The 21192-nt window shown below is 51.0% G+C and carries 14 protein-coding genes; 3 read left to right on the top strand and 11 right to left on the bottom strand.

Annotated features, from left to right (window positions below; all coding sequences use genetic code 11):
* Positions 1-10: 10 nt before the first annotated feature.
* The 6 genes from Q4E93_RS17000 to Q4E93_RS16975 all read right to left on the bottom strand — a co-directional run bounded on the left by Q4E93_RS17000 (position 11) and on the right by Q4E93_RS16975 (position 11682).
* Entirely contained in the window at positions 11-1579 is a 1569-nt protein-coding gene (locus Q4E93_RS17000) for a RagB/SusD family nutrient uptake outer membrane protein (RefSeq protein WP_303587206.1), read from the bottom strand.
* A 4-nt stretch (positions 1580-1583) separates the two neighbouring features.
* Positions 1584-5015, bottom strand: a complete 3432-nt coding sequence (locus tag Q4E93_RS16995) for a TonB-dependent receptor (protein ID WP_303587204.1) — start codon at positions 5013-5015, stop codon at positions 1584-1586.
* Between the two features lie 138 nt (positions 5016-5153).
* On the bottom strand, positions 5154-6251 hold the full coding sequence (locus Q4E93_RS16990) for a FecR family protein (RefSeq protein WP_303587202.1): 1098 nt from the start codon (positions 6249-6251) through the stop codon (positions 5154-5156).
* Between the two features lie 66 nt (positions 6252-6317).
* The gene (locus tag Q4E93_RS16985; RefSeq protein WP_303587200.1) at positions 6318-6884 is read right to left on the bottom strand and encodes an RNA polymerase sigma factor; all 567 of its coding nucleotides are present in this window, start codon (positions 6882-6884) and stop codon (positions 6318-6320) included.
* Between the two features lie 17 nt (positions 6885-6901).
* Entirely contained in the window at positions 6902-10240 is a 3339-nt protein-coding gene (locus tag Q4E93_RS16980; RefSeq protein ID WP_303587198.1) for a VCBS repeat-containing protein, read from the bottom strand.
* Between the two features lie 164 nt (positions 10241-10404).
* Positions 10405-11682 (bottom strand): M43 family zinc metalloprotease, encoded by a 1278-nt coding sequence (locus Q4E93_RS16975; protein WP_303587197.1) that lies wholly within the window; start codon positions 11680-11682, stop codon positions 10405-10407.
* Positions 11683-11958: 276 nt separating this feature from the next.
* Here Q4E93_RS16975 and Q4E93_RS16970 point away from each other — a divergent pair, with 276 nt between their 5' ends.
* Positions 11959-12780, top strand: coding sequence for a glutaminyl-peptide cyclotransferase (locus Q4E93_RS16970; protein WP_303587195.1), 822 nt, complete (start codon positions 11959-11961; stop codon positions 12778-12780).
* 3 nt (positions 12781-12783) lie between these two features.
* On the opposite strand, the gene Q4E93_RS16965 is transcribed toward Q4E93_RS16970, so the two are convergent.
* Genes Q4E93_RS16965 through Q4E93_RS16950 form a run of 4 tightly spaced genes read right to left on the bottom strand, consistent with a single transcriptional unit; the run spans position 12784 to position 19095 of the window.
* Positions 12784-13686 carry a class I SAM-dependent methyltransferase gene (locus Q4E93_RS16965; protein ID WP_303587193.1) on the bottom strand — a complete coding sequence of 301 codons (903 nt, stop codon included), beginning with the start codon at positions 13684-13686 and terminating at the stop codon, positions 12784-12786.
* A gap of 28 nt (positions 13687-13714) precedes the next feature.
* A complete protein-coding gene (locus tag Q4E93_RS16960; protein ID WP_303587192.1) occupies positions 13715-14365 on the bottom strand; it encodes a hypothetical protein in 651 nt (216 codons plus the stop codon).
* Positions 14366-14382: 17 nt separating this feature from the next.
* On the bottom strand, positions 14383-16038 hold the full coding sequence (locus Q4E93_RS16955) for a TonB-dependent receptor (protein ID WP_303587189.1): 1656 nt from the start codon (positions 16036-16038) through the stop codon (positions 14383-14385).
* Between the two features lie 24 nt (positions 16039-16062).
* Complete coding sequence (locus Q4E93_RS16950; protein ID WP_303587188.1) at positions 16063-19095, bottom strand: tetratricopeptide repeat protein; 3033 nt, start codon at positions 19093-19095, stop codon at positions 16063-16065.
* Positions 19096-19379: 284 nt separating this feature from the next.
* On the opposite strand from Q4E93_RS16950, the gene Q4E93_RS16945 reads away from it, so the two are divergent.
* Complete coding sequence (locus Q4E93_RS16945) at positions 19380-19790, top strand: DoxX family protein (protein ID WP_303587186.1); 411 nt, start codon at positions 19380-19382, stop codon at positions 19788-19790.
* Between the two features lie 90 nt (positions 19791-19880).
* A complete protein-coding gene (locus tag Q4E93_RS16940; RefSeq protein ID WP_303587184.1) occupies positions 19881-20288 on the top strand; it encodes an acyl-CoA thioesterase in 408 nt (135 codons plus the stop codon).
* Here the strand turns inward: Q4E93_RS16940 and Q4E93_RS16935 are convergent.
* Positions 20279-21121: a glycerophosphodiester phosphodiesterase family protein gene (locus Q4E93_RS16935; RefSeq protein ID WP_303587183.1), complete on the bottom strand. Its 843-nt coding sequence runs from the start codon at positions 21119-21121 to the stop codon at positions 20279-20281. The genes Q4E93_RS16940 and Q4E93_RS16935 overlap by 10 nt on opposite strands.
* Between the last annotated feature and the right edge of the window lie 71 nt (positions 21122-21192).

Genomic DNA, 21192 nt, shown 5'->3' with positions numbered 1-21192 from the left:
TGCAAATTACCTACTTATAATTGGGATTTTGTGTGATCACTCCCTTACTTTCATCAATGACCACCTGCGGAATGGGCCAGTAATAGTTCTTCGGACGTGTAAACGTACGCGCCGGCAATGCAACGGCATGGTTATATGGCTGCAAGGTTGATGCATACTTAGGCTTGCCGACAATAGTGTCAAGGTTCACCACGCCTGCTTTGTCCCAACGCACCAGGTCCTGGAAGCGTGTGTTCTCGCCACCCAGCTCTACGCGGCGTTCGTGGATAAGATCATTGATCGTCGCGCCCGTAATAGCCGTAAGCCCGGCCCGCTCCCGAACGGCCTTGATCTCCGCGTCTCCGGCGCCAGCTCCGCTGGTCCGGATCTTCGCTTCCGCCACCAGCAGGTAAACATCGGCCGTACGTAGCAGGGGTTGCTTGAGGTCGCCGTCCAGGTTGCCGGAACCATCCGGGTTATAGGCAGTATACTTCCGGAGACAGTAGCCGGTGGTGGGAGAATTGCTCGGCAACATCCTGCCGGTTGACTGCCCTGCCTTGCCTGTGAACATCTGGTAAGCATCCGAGGGAGCTATCTCGATCATGGTCGTCTGGTTCGGAATACTGTCTCCCACAGCCAGAATGGTAGTCCGCTTGCGGACACTATCACCCGTTTCGAACTGGGATACAAAATTCTCCGTCGGGTGATGAAAACCCCATCCATTCCAGGCACGCGGCGTGAAATAAATATTGATAGGAGAATTGTTGTAGTTGTTCTTATTCCACACCGCAAAAAGGATCTCCGTATTGCTCTCCTGGCTGCCCAGGGTAAAATTGTCCGTATATTTTGAAGCGAGCGCATAATTGGCATTGCTGGTCACCATCGTTCCATAGGTGATCGCCTTATCCAATTTCTCCCAGGTCATATACAGCTTGGTCAGCAATCCCCAGGCCGAACCTTTTGTTACCCTGCCCTTGTCGCTGGCCCCATAGCTCTCCGGCAACAGGTCGGCGGCTTTCAGCAGGTCCGATTCAATTTGTGCACGCACAGAATCCACTGATGACTTGGGTATATTATAGTTCCCGTCCAGCACATTCGCTTCCAATATCAGCGGCACTTCCCCGAAGATCTGGTTCAGCACCCAATAACCATGGGCCCGGAGGAAATACGCTTCCCCCATAGACCGGTTGCGGATATCGTCGCTTAACACCGGCACCTTGGGCACATAGATGATGGCATTATTGGCGCGTGCGATCTGCTCGTAAGACCAGCTCCAGGTAGGATGCAGCTGGTAGGCCGTCGCATCGGCCGTAAACCGCTCGATGGCCCACATGTCCGGATGGTCACCATCTATAGCTATGTCATCGGACGCATCGTCAAAGGCATACAGGTTGTGTCCCACCCCTTCTTCCTGCGTCAGCACATTGTAGATCCCGTTGATCCCGGTGATCACGTCGCTTTCATTACGCCAATAGGTTGCTGTGGTATATGTGCCCACCGGCTTTATGTTCAAGGAAGTTTTTACACAGCCGGCAAACAGCAGGCCCAGGGTCACGCTGCCCGTTACTATCTTGCTATATGTTGCTTTATGTAGGTTCATTTGATTAAAAATTAAAGGTTGCACCGATGGTGAAATTCCTTGCAGGCGGATATTGAGCTACGTCCACGCCCCTTTGCCTGTTGCCGTCTGTATAACCCAGCTCAGGTGTGTATCCCCGGTACCCGGTGATCATGAGCAGGTTGTAAGAGCTGACATAGATCCTTGACTCCGGGAGTTGCCAGCTGCCCACCATCGTCCGTGGCAACGTATACCCGAGGGTCAGCGTTTTCAGGCTCACATAATTGCCGCTCTCGACCCAAAGGTCGGAGCTCCGGTTGTTGACATTCAGGTTAGCCTTGCTGAGGCGGGGTATGCTGTTGCTGGTGTTCGGACCATGCCACCTGTTCACAGCCTCGGCATACATGTTGAAGAACTGGGTGCCGTCCAGGCCCGTCATCCGGTCGGCATTGTACAGCTTGCTGCCCAGTTGGCCACTGAAATTCCAGCTAAGATCGAAGCCTTTAAAGCCCAGGCTGCCATGGAACCCGAAAGTGAACCGGGGATTGGGATCGCCCAGCTTCACACGGTCCTTGTCATCGATGACCCCGTCCCTGTTGATATCCACAAATCGGACATCGCCGGGTTTGATATTCGCCTTGTTCGGATCGTTTGCAATACCCGCATCCTTGTTGATATCATCCTGTGACTGGTACAGTCCGGCCGTCCTGAACCCATAATAGGATGCAATGGGCTGGCCTTCATAGGTCCTGGAAGTTTCCAGGGATTGACGGCCATAGAACACTGACCCGATGTAGGTATCTTTTGATCCATAAAGATGGGTGACCTTATTGCTCAGGAAGGCCGCATTGATACCCAGCGAGTAGCTCAGCTTGCCCGCTGTATTTTGATAGGTCAGGTCCAGTTCCACTCCATGGTTGTTCAGCGTTCCCTGGTTCTGGTCGGGCACCGTCACATTTCCATAAATGCTGGGCGCAGCGCCATAGGTCTCCACCAGTGAGACGGGTACCAGCATATCCTTGGTGTCCTTGTTAAAATAAGTAAGGGTTCCCGTTAGATGATTCCTCAACAGTCCGAACTCAAGTGAGATATTTGTCATTTCCGCCCTTTCCCAGGTGATGTTCGGGTTGGAAAGACCGACGATATAAGAGGCGTTCACCACCTGGGCAGGATCGCCGAAATTATATTGATTGGTTGCAGACAAATTGCCTAAGAACTGGAAGTCGTTCACATTCTGGTTACCCAGCTGTCCCCAGCCGCCTGTGAGCTTAAGACTGTTGACAAAAGCGACATTGTTCTTGAAGAAATTTTCGTCGGAGACCCTCCATCCCAGCGAGAAGGCTGGAAAATAGCCCCACTGGTGACCGGGAGGAAATTTGCCGGACCCATCCGCACGCATGGTCGCCGTCGCCAGGTATTTCCCTTTGTAGGCATAATTGCCACGTACGAAATAGGATATGAGCACCGTAGGATTTAAATTGTATCCATTGGCTCCGCTGTTGTTTCCCCCCGAGAACTGGTTGCTGCCGCTGCCATTGTCCAGTATCAGCTGGTTGGGGTCCGTATCAGAAAAACCGGTCCTTTGCGCATAATACGAGCTTCCCTTGGATGTTTGTCCCGAATAGCCGCCCGTTAAGGTCAGCGAGTGGTCCGTCCCGAATTGCCCGTTATAGGTGAGGTAGATCTCGTTCAGCAAAGAAGAATATTCCGTATGGCTTTGCTTCAGGCTGGCCAGCTGGTTTACCCGGACCTGGTCCGGCGTAGCAGGATAGAACTCATATCTTTCCTGCATTTCCTGATCATAGCCCAGGTTGCCGCGAAGCTTCAAACCCTTCAATATCTCTATTTCGATATAGGCATTCGCCAGCAGGTTATTGTTAGTGGTATGGATGTCGTTCGTCGTGGCGGTGAACACCGGGTTATTGATGTCCCCAAATTCCGACTTGCCCTTTGAAGACCCCCATTTGCCCGTGGAATCTGTATACACAGGAATGGCAGGATTGAAGCGCAGAGCGCTCCAGACAAGACCTGTCTGGGTGGAACGCGTTTCAGGAGAGGCCCCGCTGCGCTTGCTGTACAGGAAATTCTCCCCCACTTTGATCCTGCTGCCCAGTCGGTGCTCCGAGTTGATCCTGGCGCTGTATCGCTTAAAATAGGAATTGATGATCAGCCCCTTTTCATCGTAATAATTACCGGAAAAACTGTAATTGGAATTACCACTGCCACCCCGGATAGCCAGATCGGCGTTATTGACCTTGCCAGTGCCGAACAAAGCCCGCTGCCAATCCGTACGCTGCACCGCATTGGCCGGATCTTGCCAGAACTCTACATTCGGACCCGTGGTGACTGAATCATTTGCATAAGCCTCCAGCTTTAAAGGCGCTAGCTGTGCAGCCGTTGCCAGCTTCAAATACTTTGCTACATGGCTGACGCCGGTGTACCCATTGGCGCTGATCTTCATCTGGTCGCCGTAGCTTCCTCTCTTAGTTGTGATGAGCACAACCCCATTCGCGGCCCGTGTACCATAAATAGCGGAAGAAGACGCATCCTTTAATATTTCGATCGACGCAATATCATTTGGGTTCACATCATTCATCGTCCCCGCAGGCACGCCATCGATGACCACCAGCGGATCGGAATTGTTCAACGTACCCGTACCACGGATCCGGATGGCAGGCTCACTGCCCGGCGCACCGTCCGCCCGAATGATATCTACGCCGGATGCACGCCCCTGCAACGCAGCGGAAGGACTGCTCACCGGTATATTCTTCATGTCATCCCCTTTCACCGTGCTGATGGTCCCCGTCACATCCCGCTTCCGCTGACTGCCATAACCCACGACCACTACTTCATTCAGACCTGCTGCACTCGGCTGCAAAGCAATCTCCAGGGATTTCTGCCCCTTGACAGAAACCGTCTGCGCCTTATACCCTACATAGCTTATCTCCAAAGTGGCATCTTCCGGCGCATCGATGGTAAACTCGCCTTTTTCATTGGTCGTCACCGTCCTGTTGGCGCCCTGCACCTTCACCGTAACGCCGCTCAACGGCTTACCCGTCTCGTCCACGACCCGGCCCTTCACCTCGGCAAAAACTGCCGGTGTCGCATTTTCGCTGCCAGCTGGCGAGATGATCACCAGGTCCTTATCAGTAATGGTAAATTTGAATTTGGTGCCCAACAATATATTCAGTACCTCCGGCAGGCTTGCCTTGTTCACCTTGATATCCACTTTACCCAGCTGATTCAATAGCCCATTGTTGTAAAAAAACCGGTAGGAACTCCCTTTCTGTATTGCGGTCAGTATCTTGCTGACCTCCATTCTTTTGTAATTCAGGCTGATCTCTCCCTGGGAATAGCTGTTTGCGGATACCTGCAAACAGGTAATGAGCATAATGGCAAAACTAACCTTCATAAGCAGGAGAAATTTTAACAATGGCAAGGGCAGGCCGAAAGCCCCCGCCGTTTTGGATTTCTTCATATATTTGTTTTGGTTGATTAATTAAAGGAGTACAACAGTTTGACGGCTATGTACTCCATGATTTCTCGTCCGGAGAAGAGTTCACGCTCTTCTCCTTTTCATGTATTCATAATTTATAATATATTAATTGTTCTGTGTTTACTGTTTCGAGAGATAGATCGTTTTCCCTTCCACCTTGTATCTGAAACCCGTCGTCATTTTCAGGATCTGCAGCACTTCGTCGATGCTCTCTTTTTCAAATACGCCGCTGATATGCTCCTGCAGCAGTCGCTCGTCACCAAAACGGATACTGACGTCATATTTCCTTTCCAGCATATGCGCCACTGCCTCAAAGGATTCATCATTGATCACCAGCTTATTATTTACCCACGCCGTCTCGACAAAGCCGTTGTCGGTACTTTGAGGTAGCCGCTGCACCTGGTAGCGAAGGGCGTTATAAGCCTTTTGCGGCTCCGGAACCTGCACTCCTGCGCCTTTCTTTTCCCGTGCGCTTTCCTTCTCATTGACAATAGTGAGCTTCTCATGGGGTGAAAGCAGTATCGGCTTTTCGGGCTCATTATCCATCGTTACCTGTACCTTTCCGGTGATCAACGTAGTTTCGATATCTTTATCACCGTTGTAGGCTTTCACATTGAAGCTGGTACCCAACACCCCTACCGTGATCTTCCCCGCATGCACGCTAAAGGGCGCCTTGCTGGCTTTGGCCACTTCGAAATAGGCCTCCCCCTCCAGCTTCACTTCTCTCCGGTCGCCCGGAAAGATATTTGGATAGGTGAGTTTACTGCCTGCATTGAGCCAGACCTTGGTTCCATCGGACAACACCAGCTTCCTGGTAACGCCAAATCCGGCATAAGACACAACGGAGGAAGGATTTTCAGCCTGCAGCTGAGCCGAAGACTTTTTGTAATACAGGAGGGCGCCTGTCAAAAGGACGATAAGGAATACAGCAGCCGCCACCCAACGCATCCCCACGTGCATGCGCTTCAGCAAGCCTGCGCCACTCTCACCTTCGTTTAGTTTCCCGGACAGGTCCTGCCAACCATGATCTACCAGCTCCTCTTTAGGGGTCATCAGCTCCAGGTGGTCCTGGTTCCCTTTCAGGGCATGCACTATCTCGTGAAAATACGCGTAAGACGGATTGGCTGCCAGCAGCCTGGTAAGCTCTTCCAACTCTTCCGGGCTGGCCCCTTTATCCGCCTTTTTGGCCATTAATTCTATGATCCTTGAATTTTCCATGCTTTTCGTCACCATGGATAAGGACACCGGCTTCTTAATAAAATCCTAAAAGAAAAGAAGTTTTTTTTAAGGTCGCTTCACTTTTACATGATATTCCTGCAAGGAAGGCCGCAGGTCCTGCTCGAGCTTCTTAAGGGCGATAGCCAGCTGGGCATTCACCGTCTTGTAGGACAGCCGCAGGATAGCAGCCACCTCATTGCCGCTGAGGCCGTCTTCCTTCACTAATTTGAAGATGAGCTTACATTTTGGCGGCAGTTGATTTACAGACTGTTCGATGGTTTTGCGCAGCTCGTCGGTGATCATCACCTGTTCGGGGTCCGGACTGAGATAAAAATGGGAGACGGTCAGGTTGTCAATATCTGGCTGTTTGCGCCGGAAGTCCTTGCGAAGATAATTGGCTGCCGTATTCTTGACGGCGACATATAGGTAGACATTCAGGTTGTCGATCTTATCCAGCGCATCCCTTTTCTGCCACAACCGTAAAAAAACATCATTTACGATCTCTTCGGCCAGTTCCTTGTTCCGTACAAAAGCAAAGGCAAACTGGAATAATTTAAATACGTTCTCCTTATAAAACTCCCGGAAAGCAGTTTCATCGTTTTCGAATTGTATGCGATGAAGTAAGGATGGCATATATTAATAACTGTTCATTATTGCTTCGTTTCCCTGAGAACTTGTAAAGGCCCGTTATTCCTGGCCGCGACGATCACCGAACCTTTGCGGCCTTGCACCCGGACAAGGGCCCGCACATCCCCCCGTATACAAAGACCCGAACTGGCATACGGCACAGGAGTGAACTCTCCTTTTCCATCTCCCTTCAGTACCAGCCCAATTCCCGCATCCAGCGGCCCCATCTGTGCACGGAATGGATAAAAGTCTCCGGCGATGATCAGCCCCGGCCCTTCGCCCCCTTCGATCGTTGAAGGCACCATACCATTTACGATGCTCATTTGTGCATACTCAGGTAAAGGATGGATCTGCCAGGCGCTTCCTTTTCCGCGTATCAGGCAGACGGACTGCAGCATGTCGATCCCCGCTTTATGTGCAGCACCCAGTTCTGCGGTGCTGAACAGGTCCCCCATCTGCGCATCGGCATAGTCTGCATAACGGGCGATCTTCTTCTGCAGCGACGGGATCTGTTCCAGGATCTCATCCCTGGAATAATAAGGATATTCCTTACCCTGGTTATAAAGGCATAGCACCGGGTCGAGCAAGCCATCTCCGTTGAAATCACTGTAGGTAATACTCATGGGGGTTTGTGGTCCGGCTTTGAAAAAAGTGTTCAGCCCGAGATTGCCAATGACCAGGTCGGGATCTCCGTCCCCGTTGACATCAGCTGCCAGCAGGCGGCTCCACCATCCCTTTGTGGCGCCAAGCCCATAGGCCGCCGTCTTATCGGCAAGTCTTCCCTTTTCATTTTCAAAAATGGTCACCGGCATGAATTGACCCACCACCACGAGGTCCGGCCAGCCATCCTTATTCAGGTCCATCCAGGCAGCATCGGTCACCATTCCCGGATGCGCAAGTACACTGTCGCCCTGAACGGCATCCCTTTCAAAACGAATATGCCCGGGACTGCTGACATTCTTCCATATCCAGCTTTCCGGGGGAACAGGGAACTGTCCCGGACTAAGCCTTCCCCCGACAAAAAGGTCCGGTAATCCATCTCTATTGACATCGGCTGCCCGGGCACACCCGCCGCTGACCGTTTCCGGTGGCAACGCATCTTTCAGCTCCCTGAAATGCCCGTGGCCGTCATTTTCAAAGATCCGGTCCTGGTAATGCTTATTTTGTAAAGGATAATCGGCTCCGCCGCTGACAAGATAGAGGTCGGAGTCCCCGTCCCCATCTGCATCGAAGAACAACGCATCCGTATTGGTAAAACCCTTGTCCTGATTCCACGGCTGGTCAGCAGCCGCCGTAAACTTCCCCTCTCCCGTCTGCAGGTACAGGCGGCTGTCAAAACCTGCCGAACCGCCGACAAAAAGATCTTCCAACCCATCCCCATTGACGTCCCCTTTCGCCAGGCTCGGTCCCATCCTGGACACCTGGTAAGGCAGCAAAGGGGCGATCTTAAAATCCACCGCCGCTGATTGCTGATGAACATAGTCAAGGCCGGAACCCGCCGTTATATCCATATATTTTGCCCCCCCCGATCCTTCGTTTTTCTTATCCTCCCCTGACCCTGCGCTCCGTTCGTCCACCTTCAACAAGGTATCCCCTCTGATATTTTCCATGCTGGTCACCTTGCCGCCCGGCCATTCCACCCTTAGCAGACTGATGACGCTGTCCTTTCCCAATCCGATATGCATGATCGGGTCCACAGAGGATTGGAAGCCACGGCTTGTATACTGCTCCTGCCATTGTCCGCCGCTGGCCGTCCTCACATACACCTTCGCACCGATGCCCCATGTATTTTTGCGCTCGCCGGCCAGCTTGAGCCGCACATAATGCGACGCGGCACGATCAGCCGTCACCTGGTTATTTCGATACAGCGTAGCCCGGTCATTCACGTTGTTGATCACCAGGTCGAGATCCCCGTCATTATCCAGGTCGGCATACACGGCGCCATTACTGACAGAACGATGCGTCAGCCCCCATTCAGCCGTCTTATTGGAAAAGCTCAGGTCACGGTTGTTCCTGAACACGTAATTGGTCAACTTGGTCGTTGGCATGTTCTTCACCAGCTCCCACATCTCTTCTTTACCCACCTTTGGACCCAGATAATTCTGCGAATAGCCGGATGTATATTTCACAAAATCCAGGTTGGTCATATCCCGCAATATGCCATTGGAAATAAAAAGGTCCTTCCACCCGTCATTGTCAAAGTCGGCAAGCAGGGGAGCCCAGCTCCAGTCGGTGGATGATACCCCCGCCATCTGGCCTATCTCGCTGAAGATGGGCGCGCCGGACGTATCATTGCCATTGTTCAGCTGCAGGGTGTTGCGCATCTGCTGACGATGAAAACCCTGCCGGTCGCGCATCGTATACTTGTCATAGTTATTCCCTCCCCGTAACAGCTTCTGCCGGTGGTTGTCTTCCGGGAGCATGTCCAGCACAAAGATATCCGTCATGCCGTCATTGTTATAGTCTGCTATATCAACACCCATGGCGAACTCAGAGATGTGGCCGGCCGCCGTCCTCAAGACTTCCCGGAAATGTCCCTTGTGGTCATTCAGGTAAAGGAAATCCCTTTCATCATAATCGTTCGTAACATAGATATCCGCCCAACCGTCATTATTGATATCGCTGATAGCGACGCCAAGCCCGAAATTGAGGCCGCTGCCATCGATATGGGCGGAATCACTTATATCGGTAAAAACATCGCCGTCATTACGGTACAGGCGATTGCCGAATTTCAGGTTACGGGTCGCTCTCAGCCTGTCCGTATTGAAGTCCGGATTGAAGAACATATCCCCATGATTCACCATGAAAAGGTCCAGGTCTCCGTCATTATCCATATCAAAGAATGACACCGTGGTCGTGAACGTGCCTGGCGCATCCAACCCGTATTTTTTGGCGCTCTCTGTAAAATGTGGAACACCGTCTTTTATGCCATCATTGATATAGAGCTCTTTGACTCGATCTGCATCGCTGCCGGGCCCGGAATAGCAGACGAAAATATCCAGCAGACCATCTCCATTGACATCCGCCATCACCACCCCCGTCCTCCATCGTGTCCGGCTGCTGAACCCCACCCTGGCCGACACATCTTCGAACTGTAGTCCTCCTTTGTTCAGGTATAGCCGGAGAGGGGTCATATTGCCCGAAAGAACGAGGTCGGCAAGTCCGTCATTGTTCAGATCGCCTGCCGCCGCCCCTCCTCCATTATACAGGTACTCGTAAGTAAGGATATTGTAGTCCTTGTCTTCCGTAATAGTATTGCTGAATTCGATATGAGATTGTGTAGCCGGCACTTCGGAGAATAATGTCTGGGGCTGGTTCACCCTGTTTTCCTGGCAGCCGGAAAAAAAAGATGCGATGGTCATAAATGCCAATGCCCACGATGTCGTACGTATATGATCCGCTGGAATGTTCAAGAGTCAGGGCCTGTTAAATGGTTATATTGAAATCACTCAATAGAACACGCTGCATTTTGGTATGGTAAGATAAGGCCGCGCTCAAATATAGGGAAAATTACATATCCGAAGTATTACATTTTTATAAGCTTGGTTGGCATCTTATGCGCCGCACCTTTAATGACGATGAAATACAAGCCGGCTGAGAGAGAAGAAACATCCAGTTGAAAAGTACTTCCCGGCACCCGCGTCGTCAATACCCGCGCGCCTGTCTGGTTGTACACTTCCAGCTGCGCTCCGGGCAGCAGGTTTCCGGAGGATGACACCTGCACCGTATTGAAGGCAGGGTTGGGGTATAATTGTATTTTAATGCCGTCGCCTGCCACCACTTCGTCGGCTGGCGCATCATCCAGGGGTGTTCCGGGCGCAATGCCTTTGGAGGAAAGCAGCGCATTCCTGAACCCTCCTTCTGCAAACAGGCTTCTCATCCTGTCCCGCTGGCCAAAAGTGAAAAGATGCATGCCCACGTCATCTGTAAAATCCATAAAGTCCATATACAGGTTGCCGTAAGGAGTATTGCCGCAGGAAAACACCATACCGCTGGGATTACCGCGCGTGGCCGCACCCTGTTGCGGCGTATCATCCACCTGATCGTTTCCACAGGACGCATCGCCCCAGATATGAATGAGGTTCAGCCAATGCCCGATCTCATGCGTTGCGGTCCTGCCCAGATTGAAAGGGGCCGCGGCCGTTCCCACGGTCCCAAAAGCCGTGAAGTCGATGGCCACGCCATCTTTTTGCTTCTCACAGCCCGGAGCGCTGGCATATCCCAGGACTCCTTCCGTGAAATGACCTACCCAGATATTCAGATAGCGATCTCTATCCCATCCATCATCTCCCCCTTTCGCCGTAAACTTGATCGCGTCATCATAAGAGAAATATTGTTTGTTGGTCTGCCGGCGCACAATGCCCGTCGTGCTCCTGCCATTGGTGTCCACATTGGCCAGTACGAACCGTATCCCGCAATTCGCCGCCAATCCGCTGTAATAAGATGGGATCTTCGAGGTATCCGAATTGAGCTTGCGGTAATCCCTGTTCAGCACGGCGATCTGCGACTGTATCTGCGCATCGCTGATGTTCTGGGAGGCATTGTTATAGACGATATGTACGACGACGGGGATGTTGATAGTAGCAGTCAGTTGCCCGGCATGGCCGCCGCCATTGACGACGACGGAAGAGCGCTTCACCTGCTTTTGCGTAAAGTTTTCGATCTCCTGGAATTTTATAGCCAGAGCCGGATCGCTCTGCAGCGTGGCCTGCTTATATTCGACGGAGCGGCATGGCTCCTGGGCAAGGGCGGGTAATCTGAGCAACAACCATAAAATGACCGACAAACGTAAAAAATGTCTCATGGTACCTTCTTTTTCAGAGGGTTGTCCAGAGAATATTGGCAATTACATCAATAAATAGAAAAATAAAGGCTGATCAGGGAGGATATTGCTATAGTTGGTAAGGTTGAATAACACCCGGTGTTGAGGATCTTAGCAGAGTCGATTGCGCAGGAGGATGATATTCAGATGATAAGCTACTGTAAAACAATACATTTTTTTCCAGAAATGCAAATTTTTAAGATAAAATATACAGTCCGGGAGCTGCCGGTCCTTAAATTTGCCCTTTAGCAGCACGTTATGAATAAATCCCTTCAACTCCTTTTACTCCTTGGCCTTTTTGCTTCCTGCAACAACCCTTCCAACCCGGATACGCCTGCCGGAAAACCGGAGGACAACGCCCCGCCCACCATCAACTACAGTGTTGTAAGGACGCTTCCCCATGATACATCCTCCTTTACGGAAGGGTTCCTCTTTCACGATGGAGCACTCTACGAAAGCACCGGAACAGAACCCAATATGCCGGAAAGCAGAAAGTCCATGTTTGGGGTGGTGGACCCAAAGACGGGGAAGATCGATAAGAAGGCTGAGCTGGACAGGAATAAATATTTCGGAGAAGGTATCACTTTTTTGAAAGACAAGGTATACCAGCTGACCTGGCAAACCAAGGTGGGCTTTATCTATGATGCAAAGACCTTTAAACCGCTGGGGCAGTTTCCCATTCCTGTTAAGGAAGGCTGGGGAATGACCACCGATGGCACAGACCTCATCATGAGCGATGGAACCAGCAACATCAGCTATGTCGACCCTGCCACCTTCCGGTTGAAAAAAGTGGTCGGAGTGACGGACAACAACGGACCAGTGAGCAATATCAATGAATTAGAGCTGATCAACGGCTTTATCTATGCCAATCAATGGCAAACCAATTATATCCTCAAGATCGATCCCGCCAGTGGGAAAGTAGTGGGAAGGCTTGATCTGGACGGCTTGTTCAGCACAGAGCGCAATAAGTACGCCACTTCCGATACGATGAATGGGATCGCCTACGACTCCACGACCGGTAAAGTATATATTACGGGTAAGCTATGGCCGGATATCTATGAAATAAAATTCAGCTTTTAGGACCTACTTCCCTATTACATAGATCAGGCTGCTGCATTTGGATTTATCTACAAAAGCTCTCAGGTTGGAAATAAAGCCTGTGAAGAAGGCTTTCACCAGGTTGCCCCGGCCATTCCTGTATTTCTCGCTTAACAGGCTGATATAAAAGCTATCGAACCACATGGGTCGGATCACCTGAAGCTGAAGTTCATGCTTTGCCAGCAGGGCCTCCATGGCGCCAGGGGAAAAATGATACAGGTGCCGCGGCACATCATAAGCAGCCCAAGCACTTTTGTATACGGCAGCATCATAGCTGGTATAATTGGGGACGGCAATAAAGATACGGCCCTCTCTTTTCAGCAATCTTGCCAATTGCCCTACGTAAGTATGAAGGTCATGCACGTGCTCCAGCACATGCCAAAGGGTGATGGCATCATAGCTATCAGGCGCGAGGGAATAAAAGTCGGACATGGGCAGCAGCAGGGTCCGGTTTTGGGATGAAGCTATGGTGCGGGCCGTCTCGTCAGGTTCCAGCCCCGTCACCTCCCATCCGTTTTCCGCCATATGCGCGACAAAGGCGCCCGTACCAGCCCCGACATCCAGCATCTTGCCGCGTTTGAGCCGGGTGGCCGACGACAGCAGGCGGCGCTTACCCGAGAGCGTTTGCTTTCTTACGATATGATAAAGATTGTTTACCAGTCCTTTCCGTGTATTGGTATGGGAGATATAATCCTCACTCTTATAATAAGGCCCGATCGTATCCGCATCCGGCACGTCCTGGGTAAAACGCAGGCTGCAGTTGCCGCACTCCCAGATGGCAAAATCCTTTTGCGAGACCGTATAGTCTTTGGCGGTCAATGCTTCTTTTATATCGGCTGAATTACAGGATGGACAAGCTTGGTAATGTTTCAGTATCTCTTTTTGCATGCGATGTTCTGGGCTCTTTTGAGTGTATTCAACGGAGAATGATAAGGGAGTTTTGGTTGCCGATAGACCAACCATTGTTATAAAAATGCCAGCCAAGGGCTACCAGGGCCAGGATGGCCAGTATCAGGGCGGCGATCCACCATGGCTTCCGTTTGGTGCTGGCTTCTTCTTCGTCCAGCAGCCATTCATTCATCTCTACATTGGTCCTTTCCTGGTCACCGACCAGTAGCGTATGCTGGGCATTCTCGCGGTTGACACGCAGGGCGGGCACCGGGGTCAGGAACAGCCCGTTGGGGGGAGCCGGCTCGAACATAATATTGCCCCCTTCATCTTTTTTCAACGTGCCTACTCCCTCCCATTCCACCTTGTCTTCCTGCCGGATCCGGTTGCGAAGGTCCAGGGAGAATTCATTATACCATTTAATAGCCTCGTAGTCCAGCACATTTTGCTGGGACGCGATATAAGCGAAAAATTCCCGGTCGGGTGAATCGAAATATTTGTCAAACCGGAACTGGTATAAGGGAGGCAGAATGATACGGTCGGCCACATCCACGCTGGCTGAAAAGGTCTCCAGGTAGATAGTCCCCAGCCCGGGAATGCTGATACTTCTATGCTGGAATAAATAGGCATTCAAAACCTGGAACATGGGACCTCCTTTTGTGGCTGCGAATCTACGCAAAAAGGCCTTATTTGGGCCTATTTGCCGCTGAAAGAAAATACGATGCCCCCGAGGATATTAAAGCCATACACCGGGTATTGATGCCATCTTTCGTATTTCTTATTAAAAAGATTGTTCATTTGTACCCACAGATTCAGCTGACGGGTGATCCGGAACTCGACACCTGCATTCAGGTCGAAAGCGCCATCACCTTTAAAGTCCTCGCCACTGGTGGCCCGGTATTTGGCGCCGTCAAAGGCGAATAAGTCCACCTTCGCCCAAAAATCCTTGAATGCCTGCCATTTCAGGTTGGCATTTAGCTCCAGGGGAAGAAGGCCCCATGCCTTGGGCTCCGTATGTAGCTTGTGAAACTGCGTATAGTTCAGGCTGGCTGTAGCGCTGAATTGTTCCCCCTGTATATAGCTCAATTCCCCATGCACCTGCAGGGTTTCCAGGGAGGACTCATACAGGACGTCAAATTGCTTCCCGCCGCTGCCACTGATCGCCAGTGTATCGTTGACGAAGAGGGGCATGTTCTTGAACGTATTGAAGCCAAGCTTGGCTGAGTAGCTGAAATGCTTGTCCAATGAGCCTTTAAAGCCTGCATAACGTTCCGTCGCCCGCGTGTTCAGCAGGAGACCGGGCTGTGCCAGCCAGGGATTGATAGACTCATAACGCTGATAGGACCCTTTATCATAGTAGCCGATCCAGCCGAGCTGGATGCCGAAACGTTGATCCGTGGTGGAGATATCCGCCATGAAATTGGGCAGCAAATTGAATTGCTTATTATCCCAGGAGGGTACGACGGAGGCCTGCAGGTATAGGTTGGGGGTCTTGATGAGGAAGGCCGGCGTTACCAGGAATACGTTGTTATTCTGGTTTGGAAAGTCGCTTGCCGGCCTGTAGTTGGTAAGGTCGGCCGTAAAAGCCAGGTTAAAGCCATAGGTTTTTCCAAATGTCTTTTCCAAAGGCAGATTGAGTACAGTATTCGCTTCCGAGGCTTTGGGGCTGTGGTTGTCGGAGAATACGGATACTTTTATGTTAGGCCGGTACGACAAGCCATATTCCGTGGGCTCGGTATTCCGGAGGCTCAGCCGCCCTTCGAATGTCTGGAAGAACTGCCTGAGATCCTCCTTTGCGAACTTCAAAGTGTCTGGCCGGTATCCGTACAGGTAATAAGCGTCATTCTTGAAACCGAGGCTGCCGTTCCACTCCAGGTTATTCGATGTTTTGACGGTACCCATCAGCTTTACGTCCGTCAGGCTGTTCTTCTGGGAAGGAAGACTCCCTTTCGAGCTCAGATGATTGGCGAAAATATTGAACTGGCTGGTCTTCTCGTCGCCGAAGGTGAAGCCTGTTCTGATAAAAGGAAAATGCACGTTGCCCACCCCTACCTTAATATAATTATAGTTTTCCCAGGATCTCATCGTATCTCCCTGGAAAGCCACAGGTTTCATTTCACTCGGCTGGTAGGTAAGGAACAAGTATTGGGAAGGGATATTATAGGTCAGACGGGGCTTGGAAGTATCCACCTGTGGAGGAGCCGCATTGAAATTGATCTTCACAGCCTCCCGCAGAACAGGTTTGAAGGAGGAGGTGATCTCGATGGTCTTGCGCTTCGTGGTATCCTGCGCGCGAAGGCAAACCCCCGCTCCCAGGACAAAAGTTAAAAGGAAAAATGATTTTCTATACATTGATAGTATCTATATGTAGGTTTATTATTGGTCTCCGATCTTGCTGTTCTTCTTCTCTTCGTCCGTCACCTGGATTAATTTCTGCTGTGCCTGTTTGCGCAGATCTTCTATCTTGGCGTTGTCGACGATACTTTGAAAAGTGGCCTTGGCATTGAAATAATCCTTTTCAGAGAAGTAGATATCTCCCAGCAGAAGATAGGCTTTCGTGACCCATTCTTCGTAGGAACCGGACTTATTGACTACTTCAAAGGCCGCTTTCTCGGCATCCTTCAGCTGATTCTGATGAAAAAGGCAATCTGCGATCTGGTACCTGGCTTCTGCCGCATACGCCGACTTGCTCAAAGCGGCGGCAGTCCTGAAATATTGCAGGGCCGTCTCGCATTGATTGTTCACCTGGTACGATTTGGCGATAGCCATATTAGCCAGCACTTTATCATCCGTGCTCACTCCTTTTTGGGCAAGAAGGTCCTTGGCATTCGCCACTGCATCCGGCCATTTTTCCAATTGATACTGGCTGCGCAGCAATCCCCGCATGGCCTCCATCTTGTTTTCCTGTCCGCTGGCAAAATCCTTCAGCCTGATGAAATATTTTTCTGCCTGTCCGTAATTCTTAAGTTCGAAGAAGTTGAGACGGGCGGCCTGCAACAAAGATTTTTCTCCGAACTTGTTCGGCGCCCTATCCGCCACAGCCTGATATCCGGTGACGGCCTTTGCCCAATCTTTCTGGGAGTAATAGATCTCGCTCTTATAATAATTGGCTTCCAGAGAGTATTTGCCGTCGGGGAATTTGGACAGATACGCTTCGAATTTCTGGCTGGCGCCGGCAAAGTTGCCATTGTTGAACTGCACTTCCGCCTCTTCATACGCCAGCTGATCTTCCTGGCTGGCGGTGACTTCCACGCCCATGGACTTGGCGAAGTTGACATACTCTCCGCTCCTGCCCTCTTCCACATAGATGGACTTGGCATTATCCAAAGCATCCTGGGCCTCCGGTGAATTAGGGAAGCTCTTCAGAAGGCTGTCATATTGATTCAGCGCTTCCTTGTTATTATTCAGGTTGTACCAGGCGATCCCTGACTGAAGATAGGCCCTGGGCTTCAACGCGTCGGCGCCGGGCGCCCGCAATACATTCTTCAGGTAAGGCAGGGCTTCCCGGTACTGTTCACCCGCCAGGTAAGTGCCCGCGATCTCCATATTGGCGTCAGCTGCCAGATTGGAAGCCGGATATTTCCGGTTGATGGAATTAAGGAGGTTGATCTTTTCCTTGCCATTGCTGACTCCTGCGATCATAGCTTTCTGGAAAGTGGCGTAGTCACTGGCCGGCCATGACAGCTCCAGCACTTTATTATACATACTCAGGGCTGTCTTGAAATCACGGTTCATATAGAAACAATCCGCATCCCGTATATAAGCGTCCTGCTCCAGGGGAGACGAATTCAGCTGTGGCGTGCGGACCACCTGCTCGAAGAATCCCTGCGCCTGCCGGTAATTTTCTTTTTTCAGGAAACAATAACCCAGGTTATACCGGGCATTGACCGGACTTACTTCTCCGTTGGTTCCGCCCGTTTTCAGGTATTCAAGGTAGTACCGGATGGCATCGTCTATTTTGTTCAACCGGTAGGATATCTCCGCTTTCCAGAAGTTGATATAAGGCAGCACGCTGGCATTGTAAGGGTCCTTCAGCGCTTTGTCGATGAGCTCTCCGGCTCCCAGTAGCATTCCGTCATTGACCATTTCCGTGGCCCGGCCGTAGAGGATCCGGGGTACCAGCCGGCGTGCATTTTCAGAAGGATGGTCCAGGCTGTCCAGGAAAGTCATCGCATCCTTATAATTATTGGTATTGGCCAGCACGCTGACCAGCAATTCCTTTGCTTCACGGTTGTAGGTGGAGTTAGGATACCGCTGGAGGAACGCCTGCAGCTCCGTGAGGGCCACATCCTGGTAGCCCAATTCATAGGACAGCTTGGCGTAATTGTATTGAGAGATCTCCTTTTGCTGGGGATTGCTGCTGTTGGAGGAGCAGAAGAGGAAAGCGTTGCGTGCATTCGCTTTCTGGCCTGTCTTTAAGTAGGCGTCCCCCAGCATGTACATGGAATTCTGGGCCAGAGAATCCTCTTTTCCGCCCAATTGCTTGAATCCTGCGATGGCCTTGTCCCAGCTTTTTGTCTGGTAATAGCAATAGGACAGCTCATACAGGTCCGTACGTGAAACTTTTTTGGATTGATTGACGTACTGCTCCAGGTACGGCAATGCTTTGGCAAAATCCTGCTTCTCGTAATAACCATGTCCCACCAGCTGCCGCATTTCAGCGTCATAGAACTGGTTGCCTTTTTTGAGACGTGCCTCCGCATAATCGATCGCCTTATCTTTTTGTCCTTGTACAAGGTAGATATTGGCGACATAATAGGGCACTATCTTTTCGTACCGGGGATTATCTTCCACAACCTTGAAGGCCGTCAGCGCTTCGCTATACTTTTTCTGGTAGAAGCAGATGAAGCCGTAATAGTAGTTGGCGTCTATATAATTAGGGTCTTTCGGCAGCTGGCGGATAGCATCAAACAACGGGAGGGCTTTGTCGAATCGCTGCTGGGTGAAATACCCATACCCCTGGTGGAACTTCAGGTCCGCTATTTCCCGGTTGCTCAGGTTCTCGATATCGGCCTGCTCATACAGCCGGACGGCCGCCGTGTAGTCCTTTTGCCGGAAATAGTATTCCGCAAGATGAAAGCTCATCATCCCAACCCGGGGGGCATTGTTTTCCACGTCAATGAACTCCATGGCCGGGTCTACGGCCGTCTTGTCGTTCTGTTCCAGCGCGCATACGAGATAGTAGTATTTTACATCCTGGTACTCCACGGCAACATTACTGCGATCCGTTTCACGCAAGGAGTATTTCAGCTCTCTGAATATGGGGTAGGCCAGGCTATAGTATTCATTTTGAAAGAAATCCTTAGCCTGTTTAAAACTGGCCTGCGGATCGTCCAGATATTTGGTCTGTTGGGCAAAAGACGAAGAGCTGAGAAGAACGATGGAAAAAAACAATACTGGTTTTTTCACTTGAGAACAGTTTACTTTTATTATTTTTCAAATGTCCTGGCGGGTTAACGCGCTAAAGTTTCTAATTATTTTACCTTTTACCAATTATCGTTCCAAACACCCTGTGGATAAGTGCGACCTTAACATTTCCTTGGCAATAGCGACCCGCCGGTCGCACTTATCCACGTCCCGAAGGGACAATAAGGAGAGTCTAACCAATCCCCGGGCCGTCAGGCCCGGCAAATCCTACTCCCAAATAATCTCAAACCAAATAATTATCTTCGACCCACCCAAAATTCAATTACATGAAGAGATTTCTTTCGACCGCCTATTCCGAAAATGCATTCAACCTTGCTTCCCTGTTGCTCCGTCTGACTTTCGGGCTGATCATCTGCATCAACCATGGGTTTCCCAAGCTGATGCATTTCAGCAACCAGCAGGCGATTTTCTTCGATCCTTTCCACATTGGACATAAATGGTCTCTGATCCTGGTGCTTTTTGCCGAGATCTTCTGCGCCCTGCTGCTGGTCCTGGGTCTCTTCACCCGTTTTGCCGCGCTGGTGCTGGTGATCGAGCTGGCGGTGGCAGTCTTTCTATTTCACAAGGGCCAGAACTTCGAGCACCATGAGCCAGCCCTCCTGTACCTTACTGCCTTTGCTTCCATCCTGTTGGTAGGCCCGGGGCGCTTCAGCGTGGATGGCCTGATGGGAAGATGATAAACAGCTACAAGCCATTAGCTACAAGTTGCCAGCCAGTACCTAATAAGACACTCTTGTAGCTTGTCGCTTGCAGCTCAAAGCTTAACTATGTATATCAGCGAAACAAAAATAAGGGTCCGCTATGCCGAGACGGACCAGATGGACGTTGTCTATTACGGCAATTATGCGCAATATTTTGAAGTAGGCAGAGTGGAAGCCATCCGCCAGCTGGGCCTCAGCTATAAGGACATGGAAGCTGCGGGCGTCATCCTGCCGGTGGTGGAATTTACAGCAAAATTCCTCCGCCCGGCCCATTACGACGATCTGCTGACGGTGAAGACAGCCCTGAAAGAGATGCCCGCGGATCATCGGATATTATTCCACCAGGAGGTCTTCAACGAAGCAGGCAAGCTGCTTACAGTGGGAAAGGTGCTGCTGTATTTCGTAAAAAAAGGTACAATGGAAAAGACGACGATGCCGGCTTACCTGGAAGAAAAGCTGGCCGCCTATTTTTGACCTGGCTTCACCGCCGGTTCGCTGCGGCGCTTCCTTTGTTTCAGGTAATTGACAAGCGCCTCCGGGTGATCTGTCTGCATCCCCTGTATCTGCCACGCCAGCGCCTGGTCCCAGACTGCCGGGCCTTCCTCGTCACTTTGCACATCCGGCCAGAGAGCTATGCCCATCTTCCGGGCGACGGCCTGCAATGCCGTATCATATACATTATCCAGCACTTCCAGCGGCGTCTGGTCCAGGAACCGCAGGAATTGCTCCGGTGTTTTTATTTCCTTGGGCAGGCTACCCATCAGGGGCATGGAAGGCGCCGCCTTTTTCCACTGCCCGTATTGCTCTGCCTTATTGATATAGACGACGACCTGCTTTTCCATGCCGGCAGCTTTTATCTGGCGGTAAGCTGTTGCCGGATCTGCATCCTTGAAATCCAGGTATATGTTAATACGCCCTTTACAGGCGTTTAACACATCTTCAAATGTCGGGACACGGTACGCTTCGCCACCGTCCGCACCTACCTTTAGCTTTTCTATTTCTTCGAACGCGAGGTCCCTTACATTGCCTTTTCCATTCGTCATCCGGTCCACAGACGCGTCATGGCTCAATACGAGCCTGCCGTCCTTCGTTGTCCGCAGATCCATTTCCACATAATCGGCGCCGCACAGGATGGCTTCGTTCACGGAGGCAACCGTATTTTCCGGCACCTTCACATGGTTGCCGCGATGGGCGATTACCACAAAGTCGTTCCGCACAGCGGGTAAGGGAGGGCGTGTTGATTGTGCCGGGACGTCCCCTGCTTCGATTAGCAGGTGGGCAATGATAAAAATTACAAACTTTCTCATAGTTTAATGAAGTTTTAGCGTACCCTCTATGAGAGAGATTTTTTCTTGTTTCATACTCAATATGATCCGGA

Origin of the sequence: Flavitalea plasmicola, assembly GCF_030546645.1 — a bacterium.
Classification (GTDB): Bacteria; Bacteroidota; Bacteroidia; order Chitinophagales; family Chitinophagaceae; genus Puia.
The sequence above is the reverse complement of the archived record's forward strand: the minus strand, read 5'-3'. Positions and strand labels throughout refer to the sequence as shown.